Annotated in this window: 18 protein-coding genes; 11 read left to right on the forward strand and 7 right to left on the reverse strand. The window is 70.0% G+C overall.

Annotated elements, in window-relative coordinates; all coding sequences use genetic code 11:
- Window positions 1-31: 31 nt before the first annotated feature.
- The 4 genes from M1203_RS24575 to M1203_RS24590 all read right to left on the reverse strand — a co-directional run bounded on the left by M1203_RS24575 (window position 32) and on the right by M1203_RS24590 (window position 4,009).
- On the reverse strand, window positions 32-982 hold the full coding sequence (locus M1203_RS24575) for an SMP-30/gluconolactonase/LRE family protein (protein ID WP_249951957.1): 951 nt from the start codon (window positions 980-982) through the stop codon (window positions 32-34).
- A gap of 240 nt (window positions 983-1,222) precedes the next feature.
- Window positions 1,223-2,563, reverse strand: coding sequence for an FAD-dependent monooxygenase (locus M1203_RS24580; protein WP_249951958.1), 1,341 nt, complete (start codon window positions 2,561-2,563; stop codon window positions 1,223-1,225).
- A gap of 207 nt (window positions 2,564-2,770) precedes the next feature.
- Entirely contained in the window at window positions 2,771-3,709 is a 939-nt protein-coding gene (locus M1203_RS24585; protein ID WP_249951959.1) for a chlorophyllase, read from the reverse strand.
- A 15-nt stretch (window positions 3,710-3,724) separates the two neighbouring features.
- Window positions 3,725-4,009, reverse strand: a complete 285-nt coding sequence (locus M1203_RS24590; RefSeq protein ID WP_249951960.1) for a hypothetical protein — start codon at window positions 4,007-4,009, stop codon at window positions 3,725-3,727.
- Between the two features lie 164 nt (window positions 4,010-4,173).
- Here M1203_RS24590 and M1203_RS24595 point away from each other — a divergent pair, with 164 nt between their 5' ends.
- Window positions 4,174-4,554, forward strand: a complete 381-nt coding sequence (locus M1203_RS24595; RefSeq protein ID WP_249951961.1) for a MerR family transcriptional regulator — start codon at window positions 4,174-4,176, stop codon at window positions 4,552-4,554.
- A gap of 246 nt (window positions 4,555-4,800) precedes the next feature.
- Here M1203_RS24595 and M1203_RS24600 read toward each other — a convergent pair whose 3' ends face one another.
- Complete coding sequence (locus M1203_RS24600) at window positions 4,801-5,121, reverse strand: DUF1330 domain-containing protein (RefSeq protein WP_249951962.1); 321 nt, start codon at window positions 5,119-5,121, stop codon at window positions 4,801-4,803.
- A 77-nt stretch (window positions 5,122-5,198) separates the two neighbouring features.
- On the opposite strand from M1203_RS24600, the gene M1203_RS24605 reads away from it, so the two are divergent.
- The 5 genes from M1203_RS24605 (at window position 5,199) to M1203_RS24625 (ending at window position 8,515) form a co-directional block, all read left to right on the forward strand.
- On the forward strand, window positions 5,199-5,945 hold the full coding sequence (locus M1203_RS24605; protein ID WP_308404900.1) for a TetR/AcrR family transcriptional regulator: 747 nt from the start codon (window positions 5,199-5,201) through the stop codon (window positions 5,943-5,945).
- A gap of 112 nt (window positions 5,946-6,057) precedes the next feature.
- Entirely contained in the window at window positions 6,058-7,272 is a 1,215-nt protein-coding gene (locus M1203_RS24610) for a helix-turn-helix domain-containing protein (protein WP_283958967.1), read from the forward strand.
- A gap of 150 nt (window positions 7,273-7,422) precedes the next feature.
- Complete coding sequence (locus M1203_RS24615) at window positions 7,423-7,905, forward strand: hypothetical protein (protein ID WP_249951964.1); 483 nt, start codon at window positions 7,423-7,425, stop codon at window positions 7,903-7,905.
- Entirely contained in the window at window positions 7,902-8,138 is a 237-nt protein-coding gene (locus tag M1203_RS24620; RefSeq protein WP_249951965.1) for a hypothetical protein, read from the forward strand. Before M1203_RS24615 ends, M1203_RS24620 begins: the two co-directional genes overlap by 4 nt.
- Before the next feature lie 158 nt (window positions 8,139-8,296).
- Window positions 8,297-8,515: a hypothetical protein gene (locus M1203_RS24625; protein WP_249951966.1), complete on the forward strand. Its 219-nt coding sequence runs from the start codon at window positions 8,297-8,299 to the stop codon at window positions 8,513-8,515.
- A gap of 75 nt (window positions 8,516-8,590) precedes the next feature.
- Here the strand turns inward: M1203_RS24625 and M1203_RS24630 are convergent, their stop codons facing one another.
- Window positions 8,591-9,433 (reverse strand): DUF6461 domain-containing protein, encoded by an 843-nt coding sequence (locus M1203_RS24630; RefSeq protein WP_249951967.1) that lies wholly within the window; start codon window positions 9,431-9,433, stop codon window positions 8,591-8,593.
- 414 nt (window positions 9,434-9,847) lie between these two features.
- On the opposite strand from M1203_RS24630, the gene M1203_RS24635 reads away from it, so the two are divergent.
- From M1203_RS24635 to M1203_RS24655, 5 genes are all read left to right on the forward strand, one after another.
- Complete coding sequence (locus M1203_RS24635) at window positions 9,848-10,432, forward strand: DUF2975 domain-containing protein (RefSeq protein WP_249951968.1); 585 nt, start codon at window positions 9,848-9,850, stop codon at window positions 10,430-10,432.
- Window positions 10,432-10,665: a helix-turn-helix transcriptional regulator gene (locus M1203_RS24640; RefSeq protein WP_249951969.1), complete on the forward strand. Its 234-nt coding sequence runs from the start codon at window positions 10,432-10,434 to the stop codon at window positions 10,663-10,665. Before M1203_RS24635 ends, M1203_RS24640 begins: the two co-directional genes overlap by 1 nt.
- A 415-nt stretch (window positions 10,666-11,080) precedes the next feature.
- Complete coding sequence (locus M1203_RS24645; RefSeq protein ID WP_249951970.1) at window positions 11,081-12,262, forward strand: acyl-CoA dehydrogenase family protein; 1,182 nt, start codon at window positions 11,081-11,083, stop codon at window positions 12,260-12,262.
- Window positions 12,259-13,110 carry a phosphate/phosphite/phosphonate ABC transporter substrate-binding protein gene (locus M1203_RS24650; protein WP_249951971.1) on the forward strand — a complete coding sequence of 284 codons (852 nt, stop codon included), beginning with the start codon at window positions 12,259-12,261 and terminating at the stop codon, window positions 13,108-13,110. Before M1203_RS24645 ends, M1203_RS24650 begins: the two co-directional genes overlap by 4 nt.
- Entirely contained in the window at window positions 13,107-14,378 is a 1,272-nt protein-coding gene (locus M1203_RS24655; RefSeq protein ID WP_249951972.1) for a ferritin-like domain-containing protein, read from the forward strand. Before M1203_RS24650 ends, M1203_RS24655 begins: the two co-directional genes overlap by 4 nt.
- 95 nt (window positions 14,379-14,473) lie before the next feature.
- On the opposite strand, the gene M1203_RS24660 is transcribed toward M1203_RS24655, so the two are convergent.
- Window positions 14,474-15,544, reverse strand: a complete 1,071-nt coding sequence (locus M1203_RS24660; protein WP_249951973.1) for a Gfo/Idh/MocA family protein — start codon at window positions 15,542-15,544, stop codon at window positions 14,474-14,476.
- Window positions 15,545-15,602 lie beyond the last annotated feature (58 nt).

Below are 15,602 nucleotides of genomic sequence, written 5' to 3' on the forward strand. Positions count from 1 at the left end.
CGCCAGATGTCAGTCAGTTGCCAGTCGGATGTCAGAGGGAAACGGCGACACTGTTGAACGTCGTCTCGGGCGTCTGGGGGCTGGTGAAGCGGGCGTTGACGAGGTACAGGCGATCGCCCCAGCGCGCGGCCGTGGTGGGGACGTCGAAGCGGGGGTCGGTGATCGTACGGCGCAGGGTGGCGGTGCGGACCTTGGCGTCGAGATCGAACACGCTGATGAGGTTCAGCCGGTTCTGTACGACGTACAGCGTACGACCGATGCGGACGAGACCGTCGCCGTTGACGACGTTCTCCGCGCCGCTCAGCGCGATCTCGGTGGCGTGACCGGTCTTGAGATCCACGTGGTAGAGCTTGCCGGACGTGCTGCTGACGACGATCAGCCCGCGGCCATCGGGGGTGCCCACGACGCCGTTGGCGTTGTTCACGTCGGGCAGCTGCACCCAGTCGCCACTGAGCGGCAGGCTGAGCACCTCTCCTGCGCGCCCGCGCGGTACGCCGTGGAGCACGCTGTCGCGCGAGTCGGTGAACCAGGCGCGATCGCCGAGCAGAATGACATCGTTGATGAAGTGGCCGATCTGCTCGGTAAGTTGGTACGTGGTCACGATCTTGCCGGTGCGGGAGTCGATGACCCGTGCGGATCCGCCGCCACCTCCGGCGACATAGAGCAGGCCGTCATGGTCCAGTTTGAGCCCGATGGCCACGGTGCCGGTCGCCCCGGCGTAGATGAATCCGCCCCTGCCGGTGCGCAGATCGGTGCGGTAGACGGCGCCGTTGGCGCGCGATCCCATGTAGGCGTACGGCTTCTCACCGATGCTGATCCCCTCGGGCAGAAAGCCGTCGGGAAGCGGGAACTCGGTCGGGTACGCGCGAGTCGGGGCGCCGGAAGCGGCGCTCGCCGTGCCGGCATTGGCCGCCACGGCGAGCGCGGCGGCGGCACCGGCGAGAAGCGTGCGTCGGGACGGGCGGGGGTGGTTCTGGGACATGGTTCCGGGCCTCCGGGCAGTGTCGGATGGGACTCGGCGGACTCAGTGGTTCAACGTTCCAGTAACTCGGTCAACGGCGTCAACTCTGTTGCGCCTTCTGCTCGTTCGTCACGAGCCGCCAGCTACGAGTTCCCGTCACCGCTGGCCGAATCGCCGCCGGCGAGGGCCTCAGGGGCGGTGCCGACCGCGTACGTCGGCCGGCCCTGGTGAGCGAAGCTCCTCGATCCGGACAGCGGTGGGTCACTTCCGCCGGCGAAGGGCGCGTGTCGCGATCCGTGGCGTCAGCAAGGTCTCGGGGCGGCGGTTGAGTGAGAGCACCGCGAAGAACGCTTCGGCGACGACCGGGTCGGTGTTGGCCACGGCCAGCACCCGGGCCAGATAGTCCTGCTGCGTCCTGCCGAGCCGACCCGTCTCCGGTCCGTCGGTGCCCGGATACCGGCGGTCCTCACCCGTGGCGATCATCCAGGCCGGCCTCACGCACTTCGCCACCGCTCTCTGCGTCTGTCGCGCCCGGGCGGCGATGTCCGCCGGCTCACGCCCGTCGATCTGGCCTGCGATGACCTGGGCCTGGAGGGCCGCGACCGTCATGCCGTGCCCGTAGACGGGGTTGAAGCGGCACAGGGCGTCCCCGATCACCAGCAGCCCGCGCGGCCACCGTTTCACGCGTTCGAAGTGCGTCCACTCATTCGCCGTCGCCCGGAAGGCGACCGCGTCCGACAGCGGCACCGCGCCCGTCAGCGCCTGCGACAGCTCGGCCGAACGCAGCGACGCGGCGAACGCGAGCCATTCCCTCTCCTCGGTGGGTGGTTGGTGTTCGCCTTGTCCGATGAGCGTGACCAGCCACCGGCCGCCGTCGACCGGAACGATCACACCGCCGCGCGGCACGTCCGGGTTGCCCTGGAGATACATGGCCTTCCAGGGGTCCTCGTCGTCCGGGCGCCGGTAGTAGCGGGAAGAGTAGCCAAGACGCGCGTCGATCCGCTCGGTCACCGGCATCGGGCGGCCCAACTCGCTCAGCCAGCGCGCGGCACGGGAACTGCGACCGGCGGCGACGACCACCAGCTCCGCCTCGACGGTGAACTCCGCCCCGTCCGCGCCCCGTTCACGCAGCCTCACGCCTCCCACCGCCTGCCCGGCCCGCGCCGGAAGAAGCCCGGTCACCTCATGACGGTCCAGCATGGTCACCGCGGACCCGTCCGCGACGACCGCGCGGCGCAGGGCCGACTCCAGGAGTTCGCGCGAGACGGACAGGTAGTCCGTTCCCCGTACGCCGGTGAACCACTGCGCGGCGGAGAGCCACCGCATCTGTTCGGGGGCGCCGACGACAGCGCCCCCGGCGGCTTCGAGGCCGGTGACGACACCCGGCAGAAGGTCTTCCAGCGCCGCCATGCCGCGCGACCACAGGATGTGCACATGCCTGGACTGCGGTACGCCGGGCCGGAACGCCGGGGGCCCGTCGCGGAACGCGTCCCTCTCGATCACCGTGACGCGCTCGAAGCGCCTGCCCAGCACATGGGCGGCGAGCAGACCGGACAACCCGGCTCCCACCACCACCGCGTGACCCGTCACATCATCCGTCACCACGCACCCCCTTCACCACGCACCCCCTTCAACGGCGATCGCGCTCCGTATCATCGCGCACACGTGGGGTGGGCAACAGAGTGCACGGGGGCAACGGCACACGTGCGCGACGAGGGCGTCGCCCGCCTGCCCCCGTTCAAGCACCGCAGCCTGAACCTGCTCGGCCGTTACAGCTTCACCGACTCCACCCGGCTGCGGGTGGCGGGGTCACTTGGTTTCGAGGTGCCCCAGCGGGTGATCCGTGAGGACCGCTAGGGCGTTGTTCCAGTCAGTGTGGTCGATTCCGGTGATGTGACGCAGGTAGGCGAGGGTGACCTGCTGGACGAGGGCGACACGGTCGGGGTTCTCGTCGGTGGTCTCGGCTGACTGGTAGCCGGAGATGCCGCCGAGGAAGTGCTCGCCGCCGTGGACGGTCAGGAGGCTCTTGTTGCCACGGCTGAGGGTGTAGGGGTCGGTCGTCCAGGCCGGGCCTCGGGTGGTGAGCGGGAGGTCGTCCTTGTCTCCGGCGACGACGAGGCCGGGGGCGGTGATGTGGGAGAAGTCCTGGTCGCGCAGCCAGGGAAGGTTGTCGTGGGCGAAGGGGGTCAGTTCGTCGCCGCCCTTGCCTGCGGTGGCCAGTTGGATGACGGCCATGACCCGGGCATCGGACAGGTCCTCGGCGGCGCCGGTGTCCGGGTCCGTGACGCGCAGGCCCACCAGGATGCCGGCGGTCTGGCCGCCGAAGGAGTGCCCGGCCGCGATGATGCGGCTGTGGTCGATGCGGCCTTCCAGCCCCGGCACGCTCGCCTCCAGGGTGGTGAGTTCGTCGAGGATGCGCCGCATGTCCTGGACGCGGTGGCGCCACATCCGGGGCCGGCGGGGGTCGTCGGCGGGGAGGGCGAGCCGCTTGGAGTCCAGATGGGTGGCCTGGACGACGACGAAGCCGCCGGCGGCCCAGTGGTCGACCAGCGGGGCGTAGCCGTCCAGGTTGGAGCCGAAGCCGTGGGCGAAGAGCACGACGGGCAGGCTGGTGCCGGTGGTGGGGGCGGTGACGCGGACGTGCAGGTCCTCGCCGCGCTGCGGTGCGCTCATCACGAGCGGCTTGACGGAGACCGTCGCAGTGGGGGCAGGGCCGGTGAGGCCGGTGGTGGTGTGGTGGGTGGTCATGCGTGTGTCTGCCTTTCAGGAGGTGGCGGATCGGGGGAGGCGGAGGATGCGTTCGGCGTTGAGGTGGCCGAGCTTGTCCCGGCCCCGCTCGTCGGGCGGGGCGTGGTCGACGAAGGCGCGGGCGCCGCCCGGCCCGCCGAACGTGCCGCGCGGGTGCCGGTCCAGGGCCCCGGCGAGGATCAGGCGCAGAGTCGCCGGGCCCGCCTCGGAGTGCCATCCCCATCCTCCGGTGGACAGGAGCAGGCCCGTCATCTCTTCGACGCCGATCACCCGCCGGGTCGTTGCGGTGTCCTCGCTCATGGACACTCCGTTCGTCGTTTACGTCATCTGCGTCATCTGCGTCATCCCGATAAGGGATCCGACGGGATCATTCGCCCGCCAGCGAGCACATGAGCTACCGTAAAACTTGACGTTGACGTGAAAGGCAAATGCGTGTGATGCGGAACACGCGAGAAGGGACGGGAATGCGGATCGGGGAACTCGCCCGTCGCACGGGAGTCACCACCCGGGCCCTGCGGTACTACGAGGAACAGAACCTGCTCACCGCCGAGCGCAGCGGCAGCGGCCAGCGCCACTACGCGGAAGCCGCCGTCGACCGGATCCACCTCATCCGCCAGCTGTACGCCGCCGGACTGAGCAGCAAGGCCATCGCCGAGCTGACGCCCTGCGTCATCGACGGCAAGGCCACCCCTGAACTGCTCAAGCGCCTGGCCGCGGAACGCGACCACCTCGACCGGCGCATCGCGGATCTCACCCATACCCGGGACAGGCTCGACTCCGTCATCGACGGCGCCTCAACCAACATGCGCACAGGCGCGCCCTGCCCACGGGACGCGCACGCATAGACCTGCGCCGGCCCCGTCGGAAAAGGATGGCGAGCTCAACCGTCGTCCGCGCAAGACTCATGGCTACCGCACACCGGCAGAGGTCGACGCCGGCCTCCTGAACAGCGGTGATGCGCTGACCGCTTGAGCTCGCCCACAATCCCCTTATTTCGTCAGGTCGGCTCACGACCGCTCACGGCGGTCCGTGGACGCGCTCGCCGAAGACGCCGACACCGCAGCGCGCCCGAACGCAGGGACTTGCGACCCTCAGGGCCCGTCCGGGAGGGAGAAGCCCTCCGGCGGTGTGCCCTCGGCGAACAGCATCCCCAGCCGGATCTTGCCCTCCCGTATCTCCCGGGCCGCCCGGTACTCGGGGGAGTCGTACCACTCGCGAATCCTGTCCATGTCGGGAAACTCGATCACCAGGAACCGGGACGAGTTCCAGGTGCCTTCGACGGGCTTGGGCGTGGGGCCCGCGACCAGATAACGGCCGCCGTGGCTGAGGATGGACTTCTGTGCCACGGGGGCGTAGGCAAGGCCGGCCTCCTCGTCGACCGCATCGACGTTGACGATGACGTAAGCAGGCATGAGGTTCTCCCGTTCTCCGGACACGGCGTGTACTAATGTCACGGGGGAGACTATTGCACCCCTGTACTCTGCTCAAGGTGAGCATCGGTGAGGGTGAACGTGTCGCGGGGACGATGAGCCGCCGTGAGCGGTTGCGGCAGGAGACGAGCCAGGAGATCAAGGCCATCGCGCTGCGGCAGTTGGCGGAAGGGGGTCCTGGAGCGATCTCGTTGCGCGGCATCGCTCGTGACATGGGGATGACCGCCCGCGCGATCTACAGCTACTTCCCCACCCGGAACGACCTGATCACCGCACTGATCACCGGAATCGCCGCCTCACTCACGGAGGCGGTGGAAGCGGCGAGCAACGCCGTACCGGACACCGACCCAGGCGGCAGGCTGATGGCGTGGGGCCAGGCCCTCAGGGAATGGGCGGTGGCTCATCCGGAGAGCTTCCGGCTCTTCTACGGTCACCCCATCCCCGGCTATGAGCCTCCTGAGGAGGGGCCGGTGGAGCGGACGGCGCGCCGCGTGTGCCGCGAGCTGACCCGTCTGGTGGCCGTCGCGTGGCCCCACGCCCGGCACCACCAGCCCGAGGACACCTCCTGGTCCGACCTCCACCCGGACTACGTCGCCAAGATCCAGGCAGACCTCCCGGACGTGCCACCGGCCGCGGCGGCGCTCGCGCTGCGCGTGTGGGGCCGGATGCACGGCCTGGTGGCCCTGGAGATCGACGGCCACATCCACCCCGTCGCGGGCAACCCGGCCGCACTGCACCACGCTGAAATGCTCGACCTCGTCAGGTCACTGGGCCTGGACCAGCTTCCGCCCGGAGAGATCACGTGACTGCCCGGCAGACGGGTCGTCACTGTTCACGGCGTGCGCGTTCAGCTTCGGGGGCAAGCCCTTCATTGCTTCCCGACGTACCGTAGAAGCCCACCTTCTGTCGGGGGTACAGATGAGTTCCACATCATCGAGCTTGGGCGATCGTCTCGCGGAACTGAGACTTCGGCGGAACATGACTCAAGAACAACTGGCCGAGCGCTCCAACCTGTCCATCGATGTGGTGCGAAAGTTGGAACAGGGAAGACGGAAAACGGCCCGACTGTCCAGTATCAACGCGCTTGCCCACGCGCTGGACACGGAGCCGAGCTATCTTGTCGGTCAGCCCACGACGTTTGAGCTACGGACCGGGGAAGACAGCCGAATGCCGTCTGTTCTGGCTCTCCGACAAGCTGTTTCACCAGTCGCTGACCTCCTGGGCGGTGACACCGATGCAGAGGACCCGCCAAGCATCGCGGACCTGCGCTCCGCTCTGGCATCGACAGAGGTCATCCGCCGGGACGGCCGTATGTCCGAGATCGGCTCCTTGCTGCCCCAGCTGATCCGGGACGCGCGTACCGCCGCTCACGCATACACAGGGGCCGACCGCGCTGCGGCCAACTCCGTTCTTGCCGTGGCATATCAAGTCGCAGCGACGACGCTGACCGCTCTCGGTAAGGAGGACGCCGCGTTCACGGCGATGGAGCGCTCATTCGCCGCGATTCAGCAGTGCGACGACCCGAACTTGGAGACGCTGACCGCATCGACTCTGTCGTGGGTGTTCACCAAACAAGGCCGGTTGGCCGACGCGGAGCGAGTGGCGCTCGCCCGTGCCGAGCAGATCGAGCCGTCGTTCCGATCCGCTCCTGAAGATCTGGCGCTCTGGGGCATTCTGCTGCTGCGCGCGGCAACAGCCGCTGTGAGGCAGGAAAAGCACGACGCCGTGACCTCCTTCTTGCGGATGGCGAAGGGAGCCGCCGCGAGCATGGGCGAAGACCGTCTCGTCTACGCCACCCCGTTCGGGCCGACGAACACGGCTGTCGCCAACGTCAATTTCCTGGTGGAGATGGACAGGAGCGAGGAGGCGATCCTCTCGTCACGAATCCCGAACCTCGGCTCACTGCCCCCGACATGGCGGGCGCGCTTCTCTGTCGACCGGGCGCTCGCCTACGACGACCTGGGCAGGGACAAAGCGGCGACGAACGCGCTCTTGAAGGCGGAGAAGGACGCGCCCGAGTGGATTCGTTACCACTCCACTTCGCGGCGGCTGGTGGAGGACCTCCGGGAACGTGCGCCTCGCCGGGACGCGGCCTTGCTGGGCCTCGCCGACCGACTCGGACTGATCGGGTAGGGCGCGGTGTCCTACCTGATCCGAAAACTGGGGCGGCTCGTCACTGGGCCGCGGTCGCGTGGGTTCGTAGCGTGATCGGCATGAGGCGGCGCCGTCCAATCCCCACCAGGAACGGCCGGCGCCGCGCCGCATGCAGCCCAGGAGCCGACCATGCCCACACCCACCGCCATTGACAGCGCCATTGCCCGATGGCTGACGTCGTCCAGCCCCCACCCCTCTGTCGCCTATGAGGCGTGGCAGGACCACCGGCCGGCGATGCTGCGCACCGGCGGCCCCTACGACGCCGTGCGGATGCCGTTGACGCTGGTCCACGCGGCGGCCGACAGCAGCGCCCCGGACGTGGTGGCGGGCGTCCTGGCCGAAGTCCTCGACGGCCCCGTGATCTGCCATCCGCGCCACTGGTACTACGCGTTAGTACCGGCTGGAACCTGCGAGACCTGGCGGTCGGCCGAGGCCGTGGTCCGCGGCGCGGGTGCCTGGCTCGGAATCCCTCGGCCTGACCGCACGGAGCCGACACCGCTCAACCCGTACTGGGCTGTCCCCGTAGAGCAGGCTGGGAAGCTGTGCGCCCCTGACACGGTCGCCGAACTGCTTCGCGTCGGACGGGCCCGCGCGGAGGGCGCCGCCCTGTGAGCGCAGTCGAGACGCCCCGTACCCGCATCCCCTCGATCTGCTGGATCGAGCAGCCGGACGACGTCCTGCGCTGCACCGCCCGAACTCCGGCGCACACGGCGCCCGCCTGTCGCATCGGCGAACACGCGGAGTGCCCCGGCCCCGGTGAAACGCGGCTCGCCTGGCAGACGGCCGCACAGCCGCCCATTGAGACCCTGCGCTGCGCCTGCGCCTGCCACCGGGGGCGGTCATGACGCAATGCCTCGGCGGCGGCCGCGACTTCCCAATGCGGGACGAGGACGGTGCGCACTGCGAAGAGCACGGTCTCACGCTGAGGTGGAACGGCCCGCCCATCACAGAGTACGACCTCCCCTCAACGCCCGGCGCCCCCATGCCGGAACGAAGGAGCACGGTGAGCGAGCGGGCCCAACAAGTGCTGTACGTCGTCGTCCTCGTCGTGCTCCTGGTCGTGCTCACGGTCGCCATCGGTGAACTCACCCGCAACGGCGGGCCCAGCCGTGAGGCCATCGAAATCCCCCTGTACGCGTGCCAGGCCTCTGAGCAGCAGCTGACGCCGCTGCTCGCCGACTCCCTGCGGAGTCCCATCAGGCCCTACGTGCAGGCCGGCTGACAGAAGCCCCCGTGGCGGCGCGTTCCCTTGCGGAGGGCGGCCAGTACGCCGGGGCATCCACCTCGCTCTCGTTCGTTACTCACCTGTCCCGTGCTCCGAACGACCCATGGCCGGCGGCTCGTTGTAGGTGATCACCACCGGCGCGTTCGCCTCCGCCCGTGCGCGGTCCGATGCCGTCGCGATCTCCTCGTAGGTCCATTCCTTGTGCAGGCGCTCCCCGTGGGCATCGGTGATGTCGATGGCCACACCGGTCCACTCCTCGGCGGGCTCTTCGGGGACGAGTCCCAGTTCATACGTGGCGTCCTGGAGGAGGGATTCGGTGACGCGTATGCCGGTGAGTCTCTCGGCCAGAGCGAAGACCGCCGCCTTCCCGTCGACATCCGGGGCGCTCTCGTCGTGCTCTCCCTCGGAGGTCAGGGGAAAGCCGACTTCCCGCATCAGAGGGACCAGTTCATCGGGGGTGTTGCCGCCGCGCGACGAGGGGCCCTCGAACGTCGTACGGGACTCACCGTCCTCGAACCAGTAGAAGAGGTGGATGGGCTTGCCGCCATTGGTCGAGTGCGCCACGACCCTGCCGCCCTTCGACAGCGTCTCCACGCACTGCGTCGCGATCCCCAGGCCACCGTCGAAGCCGAGGACGAGCGTCCAGTCGCCGTTCTCGTCCGGAACTCTGAAGGCGCCCGCGACGTAGGAATCGTCGAAGTAGTCGTCATCCACCTCGGCGCGGTGAGCGTCGTCCGCCTCGATCAGCCCGGCCGCTCCCTCCCCGGTGCCGCGCGGTTCCGCCTCCATCACGCGCAGCACCTCGCGCGGAGTTCGCCCGCGTATCAGTGTCAGGGTGTATCCGCTCTCCATCATGTGGCGGAAGAGCAGTGAGGTGCGGATCCAGGCGTAGTCGCGTGCGGTCACCAAGTTCATACGGCGCAGTGTGCCTGATGCCTCTGACAACGCCCGGGGCAAGGCAGTTCTTACAGCTGGAGCTGGTCCTCGGGTCGCGCCGCCGCGGCTGCACCCCCGTCACGGCAGGCGAGGCAGGGGCAGCACGTTCCGGACCTCTGCGATGGCGGCCCGTTGCCGATGCCGGCCGTTGTCCAGCTCTACACACGGGCCGCTCCGGTCGGCTGCCCCGTGTGCGCGACCGCGATGCCGCCCCTGCTCACCGTGGATAAGTGGGAATGCGACGGCGCCTCACGCAGCCGGCTGCCGCTGGAGGACCGGGCGTGCGAAGGGACAGCGCCCGCCGGGGCTGGGTCATGGACAGCCATCGACTTGTCGAATATCGATATGCTCCGCTAGCCTCGGGCATATCGAAAATCGATGGGGAGGGGTGCGATGAACACGCGACTCACGAGGACTCTGGCCTCGGTGACCTTTGTGCTGGCGGTGCTCTGTGGGCTTGCCTTCGTCGGCAAGGGGGTCGTTCACATGGCCGACGACGGGGCGGTCTGCGTGCAGACGGGCTTCTGGCGCAATGCCTCACTGGCGGACAGCCTGCCGGTCGCCACAGGCGTAGACGCGTCCAGCAGTGCCGCGACCCTCTGCCAGGAGGGCCCCTCCGCGGCTCAGCGCGCCGCCGACCTCGGGGGCGAACTGCCCTGGCTGCTGTTCGGCTCCCTCGCACTGCTGCTCTTCTCCCGGCTGCTCAAGGCCGTCCTGCTCCAAGGGCCGTTCACCGACGCGGTGTCGCAACGGCTCTCCGTTCTCGGCTGGTTCGTCGCCGTGGGTACGCCGCTGGCCGGCCTCGTCGTCGGCTGGTCGCATTCCTGGCTCGTCGCGAGCATGGCGCCGATCGTAGGATCCGGGCCGACCGTCTCCGGGCCGACGGTGCTCATCCTCGCCGGCCTCGCAGCGGTGATCATGGGGAAGATCATGCGCGAGGGCGTACGCATGCGAGAGGACCTCGAAGGGACCATCTGATGCCAGAGGAGGAACTCCACACGATCCGGATCCACCTCGACCGGCTACTCGCCGAGCGCGGCATGACGCTCACCGAATTGTCCGCACAGGTGGGTATCACCGTCGTGAACCTGTCCGTGCTCAAGAACGGGCGGGCCAAGGCCATCCGCTTCTCGACCCTGTCGAGGATCTGCGAGGTCCTCCGGTGTCAGCCAGGAGACCTGATCACCCACGACCCCGCCGAGCCCAACTGAATCGCGCATGCCCGCCCGCAGCAGGGGTTGCGGGCGGGCAGCGGAAGCGGGGCGGCGGGGGGCGTACGCACAACAAGCCCAACCGACGTATCTCTTGTCAGCGTGGGCGGGCATCGGTCAGCACAGGCCGGGGTGGAGTGCGGGCGGTCCGCCCAGGGTGTACCGAAGGCAGCGTGGGGTGCTGCCCGCCGGACCGCTGGAGCAGATGCCATCACAGAAGTTTGGGCCTGAGCCCCAAGCCTTGACTGCGCGCGCCGATTCGGCCGATGAACGGGACGACGTGGACGCCCCTGGCACGCCTGCGGCACGGCGCGGATGTGCACCGCAGGCTCGGCGAACTCCTCTATGCTCAGGCGTTGATTGAGAGCATTTGCCCCATCTTGCGGTGTACCTACCCGAGGAATCGGATACCGACATGCCACTGCCAGCCTCCGCATGCGACGCCCCGGACGCGACCGGGAACCCCACCGCTCTGATGGCCGCGTTGAAATCGGTCATCGAGCAGACCATCGCCCCCCAGGCCGACGAGGTGGACGCCACCGGTCGCTTTCCCCGCTCCGGCGTAGAGGCGCTGGGCCGCGCCGGGATCCTCGGCGCCACCAGCGCGACGACTGTCGGGGGCGGCGGCGTCCCGCTCGGCCAGGCCGTCGACTTCGTACGGGAGATCGCCCGCTCCTGCGGCTCCACCGCCATGGTGGTGCTCATGCACTACGCCGCCACCTCGGTGATCGAGGAACACGGCCCCGACAAGACCCGGCGCGCGATCGCGGAGGGCTCCCACCTCACCAGCCTCGCGTTTTCCGAGGTCGGCTCGCGCAGCCACTTCTGGGCCCCCCTGGGGACCGCAAAGCCCAACGGTGAGTCCGTCCGTCTCGACGCGCGCAAGAGCTGGGTGACCTCGGCCGACCAGGCGGACAGCTACGTATGGTCCAGTCGCCCACTGCGGGCCGAGGGGCCGATGAGCCTGTGGCTGGTGCCGGCCGACGCCCCCGGGCTGACCGTCGCGGGCGCCTTCGACGGCCTGGGACTGCGCGGCAACGCCTCCTGCCCCATGACCGCCGAGCGGGTCACCGTACCGGCCACCGCGCTGCTCGGCGCGGACGGCGCGGGCCTGGACCTGGCACTGACGATCGCGTTGCCCCGCTTCCTGGTCCTCAGCGCCGCCTGCTCGCTCGGCACCATGGACGCGGCCATGGAGCTGACCCGGACCCATCTGACCCGGACCCGCCTCTCCCATCTGGACCAGACCCTCGCGGACCAGCCGACCGTCCGCGCCCGCTACGCTCCGCTGCGTATCCGGACCGACGAGGTGTCTGCCTTCCTGAACGACACCGTGGCCGCCCTGGAGCGCGGACGCGCGGACGCGACCCTACGGGTCCTCCAGGTCAAGGCCGTCGCGGCCGAGGCCGCACACGACGTGACGAGCGAGGCCATGCGGCTGTGCGGCGGCTCCGCCCTGCGCCGGGAGTCGGGCCTCGAACGCCGCTTCCGCGACGCGTTGGCCGCCCGGGTCATGGCCCCCACCACCGACGCGCTGTACGACTTCGTCGCGCGGGCGAGCCTGGGCCTCCCGGTCTTCGGGGAGGCGGGCAAATGACGCTGATGGTGGGCGCGGTCGCCTACGACCCCAAGACCGTCACCATCTGGGCGGGTTTCCGCTCCTGGCTGGCCGAGCGGGGAGCGGCGACGGACTTTGTGCTCTACTCCCACTACGAACGGCAGGTCGAGGACCTCGTGGCCGGCCGCATCCAGGTGGCCTGGAACTCCCCGCTCGCCTGGCTTCGCGCCCGGCGGCTGGCCACGGCCCGCGGCGTCACCCTGCGCCCGCTGCTCATGCGCGACACCGACCGGGACCTGACCTCGGTGGTCGTGGTGCGGCACGACTCCCCGCACCGCAATGTCACCGACCTCAAGGACACCACCGTTGCGGTCGGAGCCCTCGATTCCCCCCAGGCGACATTGATCCCGCTGTCCCATCTGAACGGCCTCGGCCTACGCCCTCACGAAGACTTCCGGGTGGCGCGGCACGACGTGGGCGTGGGCCTGCACGGCGACCACATCGGCGGCGAGCGCGACGCCGTCCGCGCCCTGCTCGCCGGCCGGGTCGACGCGGCCTGCCTCCTCGACGCCAACCACCTGCTGTTCGGCCGAGAGGGAACGGTGCCGGTCGGCGCCACACGCGTCCTCACCCAAACCGCCCCCTACGACCACTGCCTCCTGGTGGCCGGCGAGACAGCACCGCCCGACGCCACCGACCGGTTCACCGCCCTGCTGCTCTCCATGTCGTACGCGGATCCGGACGCCCGCCGCCTCCTGGACCTCGAAGGCATGACGGCCTGGTGTCCCCAACGCACCGACGGCTACGCCGCGTTGGACCTCGCGGTGGAGGAGAGCGGCTTCTACGACGCGGACGGCCGGGTCACCGCGCCGGAATACCGGCCGTGACCTGGGAGCACCCCACCACCTCCGACGGGTATCCCGTCGTCGATCTCCAGAACCTCGGCTTCGACGAGGGAGCCCACCTCCTGGTGGGACGCGCGCTGGCGCGGGTGCCACCGGGCGGGGAGATCGCCGTACTGGGCTACCGCCCCGACCTGACCACCGGCCTCGCGGCCTGGTGCCGGCGCGAGGGCTGCGAGTTCCGGCTCCCCGGCCCGTCCGACGCGCGAGACGGCCGGCCGTCCGACGCTCAAGGTGGTCGGCCGGGCGGCACGGCGCGGGCGTGGGTGCGGCCCGGACGCCGTGTGGCGGACCGGTGGTCGGGGGCCGAGCGCGCCGGCGGCGCGGCCCCCGACGGTGTCGCGGCCCGGCCCCCGGGGCACTGGGGGCTGGCCGCGCGCGGGGCGCTCGTCGAGGCCGGCGGGCCCGAGACGGCCTTCGACTTCGCCGACCGCGACGTGGTGTGGAGCGAACTGGCCCCCAGCCTCTACGCCCATGCCGCGGCCGCCCAGTGGGATCCGGCGACCGCGATCCCCTGGGACAGCCCCTTCACGCTCCCCGACGCCGTGGAGCAGGCCGTCGTACAGATCATGACCTACCTGGTGGAGAACGAGCAGGCCGCGCTGATCATCCCGGCGCGGCTGCTCGCCCGGGTGCATCCGCACTTCCGCGAGGTGCTGCAACTGCTCGCCGTGCAGGCGGCCGACGAGGCGCGACACGTCGAGGTGTTCACTCGCAGGGCGCTTCTCAAGAACGGCCGTATGGGCACCTCGTCGGTCGGCGGGCGGGCCTCGCTGACCACGCTGCTGGCCGAGCCCGACTACTCCCTGGCCTCCTTCCTGCTCTCCGTCCTCGGCGAGGGCAGCTTCCTCAACCTCCTTGCCTTCCTGGACCGCCACGCACCCGACCCCGTCACCCGGCGCGTCGTCCAACTCGCCCGCCAGGACGAGGCCCGCCACGTGGCGTTCGGCATCGCCCACCTCCAACACCAGGCCACGGTCGACCCGGGACTGCGCCACCGGCTGCGGGCCGCCGTCGAGCGACGACACGACGCCCTCGCCGACACCGCGGGGCTCAACCAGGACGTGACGGACGCGCTGATCGTCATGGCGGCCGGGGAGTGGACACCGCGGGCGATCGCGCGCGGCCACCGCGAAGTCCTGCGGCTCCAGGCGGAGATGGACGAGGGACGCCGGCGTCGACTGGTACACCTGGGATTCCCGCACCGCGAGGCCGCGGACCTCTCCGCCCTGCACACCCGCAACTTCATGTGAACCGGACCGGAGCACGCGGAACTCGCTCGCAGAACAGGGACAACTCCTGGGGCGGCGCAACCCCCGGCGCCGTAGGGCGCCGGGGAGAAGGCGTGTCACTCGCCGGGGTAGACGACGTCCAGGTCGCGGCGGATCTCGTCGAGGGCACGCATGACCCGCAGGGTCTCATCGAGGGGCATCAGGTCGGACTCCAGCCGCCCGGCGGCGACGCATCGGGCCGCCTCGGCTGCCTCGTAGCACAAGCCGCCCTCGCGCAGTGCGGGAACGTAGGTGTCGAGCAGTCCGCGCTCGCGGCTGATCAGGCGGACCGTGGCGGGCGCGTAGAAGGCGCCCTCGATCTCCAGGCGGGCGTGCGTGCCCGAGATCGACGCCGTGGTCGGGGTACGGGCGAACAGCGTGGTGTTCAGGACGCCGTGCGCGCCGGATCCGTTGGTGACGACGATCGACACCTGACCGTCGACGCCGGTGAAGGCCTTCTCCCCCACGGCGGTGAGCGACGCGAACGGCCCCAGCACCATCGACGCGAAAGAGACCGGGTAGACGCCGAGGTCCAGCAGCGCTCCGCCCGCCAGTTCGGGGGCGAAGAGCCGGTGGGCCGGGTCCGGATTCATGAACTGACCGTGGTCGGCGGCGACCGTGCGCACCTCGCCGAGCTGTCCGGAGTCGAGCACCTGGCGGACCACGTCGATGTGCGGAAGGAAGCGCGTCCACATCGCCTCCATGAGGAACACCCCGCGTGCTCGGGCGGCCTCGATCAACCGCTCCGCCTCGTGGGCGTTGCGGGTGAACGCCTTCTCCACGAGCACATGCCGGCCGGCCTCGATCGCCCGCATGGCGTGGTCGAAGTGCGCGGAGTGCGGTGACGCGATGTAGACGATGTCCACGCGCGGGTCGTCGACCACTTCGGCGTAGCTGCCGTAGGCCGCCGGTATCCCGAACCGGTCCGCGAAGGCGCGCGCCCGCCGGGTGTCGCGGGATCCGACCGCCACCACACGCTGCTCGGTGTGTGTGCGCAACGCCTCGACGAAGGAGGCCGCTATGCCGCCCGGGGCGATGACACCCCAGTTCAGGGCTGGCGCGTCGCGGGGAGAAGGCGTCCTCGGCGCGGGCAGCGGTCCGCCTGCCGCGTGCTGCGGATGTCCGTCGGCCTGGCGTGGGTGCGGCATGGGGCTCCTGTCCGGAACGAGGTACGGAGGTGACACGATGCAAAGGTACGAGATGCGG

It is taken from the genome of Streptomyces sp. 35G-GA-8 (assembly GCF_023534745.1).
In the GTDB taxonomy this organism is placed as follows: Bacteria; Actinomycetota; Actinomycetes; order Streptomycetales; family Streptomycetaceae; genus Streptomyces.

Coding starts and splice junctions, on each gene's coding strand:
- M1203_RS24575 (WP_249951957.1), bottom strand. CDS start 982: ATGTCCCAGAACCACCCCCGCCCGTCCCGACGCACGCTTCTCGCCGGT.
- M1203_RS24585 (WP_249951959.1), bottom strand. CDS start 3,709: ATGACCACCCACCACACCACCACCGGCCTCACCGGCCCTGCCCCCACT.
- M1203_RS24590 (WP_249951960.1), bottom strand. CDS start 4,009: ATGAGCGAGGACACCGCAACGACCCGGCGGGTGATCGGCGTCGAAGAG.
- M1203_RS24595 (WP_249951961.1), top strand. CDS start 4,174: ATGCGGATCGGGGAACTCGCCCGTCGCACGGGAGTCACCACCCGGGCC.
- M1203_RS24600 (WP_249951962.1), bottom strand. CDS start 5,121: ATGCCTGCTTACGTCATCGTCAACGTCGATGCGGTCGACGAGGAGGCC.
- M1203_RS24610 (WP_283958967.1), top strand. CDS start 6,058: ATGAGTTCCACATCATCGAGCTTGGGCGATCGTCTCGCGGAACTGAGA.
- M1203_RS24615 (WP_249951964.1), top strand. CDS start 7,423: ATGCCCACACCCACCGCCATTGACAGCGCCATTGCCCGATGGCTGACG.
- M1203_RS24630 (WP_249951967.1), bottom strand. CDS start 9,433: ATGAACTTGGTGACCGCACGCGACTACGCCTGGATCCGCACCTCACTG.
- M1203_RS24635 (WP_249951968.1), top strand. CDS start 9,848: ATGAACACGCGACTCACGAGGACTCTGGCCTCGGTGACCTTTGTGCTG.
- M1203_RS24640 (WP_249951969.1), top strand. CDS start 10,432: ATGCCAGAGGAGGAACTCCACACGATCCGGATCCACCTCGACCGGCTA.
- M1203_RS24645 (WP_249951970.1), top strand. CDS start 11,081: ATGCCACTGCCAGCCTCCGCATGCGACGCCCCGGACGCGACCGGGAAC.
- M1203_RS24650 (WP_249951971.1), top strand. CDS start 12,259: ATGACGCTGATGGTGGGCGCGGTCGCCTACGACCCCAAGACCGTCACC.
- M1203_RS24660 (WP_249951973.1), bottom strand. CDS start 15,544: ATGCCGCACCCACGCCAGGCCGACGGACATCCGCAGCACGCGGCAGGC.